At 39.5% G+C, this 233-nt stretch carries 1 protein-coding gene; it reads right to left on the bottom strand.

What is annotated here, in order from left to right:
- Positions 1-233: hypothetical protein (locus tag AAEZ06_RS28320; protein ID WP_350617532.1), on the bottom strand; the 233-nt coding region annotated here is incomplete at both ends.

Here is a 233-nt window from a genome sequence, read left to right as displayed (position 1 = left end):
AGCCAATATCGGTGATTTTACCATCTAATATTAGCGTCTCAAGTTTGCTACCATTCTTACCCACTAATACGGCAATTTCCCCAAAACTATGGGTGGTATACTCATCGATATATGCGCCAGGAATGCGAGTCAACATAGGGTGATCAGCGGAGTTTTTTTCATCTTTGTTGCTATTGTCTTTTACCGCTATTTCACTCACTTCTTGTGATAAATAACCTTGATTAGTGGTGACT

This window comes from Pseudomonas sp. HY7a-MNA-CIBAN-0227, assembly GCF_040310325.1.
Lineage (GTDB): Bacteria > Pseudomonadota > Gammaproteobacteria > Pseudomonadales > Pseudomonadaceae > Aquipseudomonas.
The sequence above is the reverse complement of the archived record's forward strand: the minus strand, read 5'-3'. Positions and strand labels throughout refer to the sequence as shown.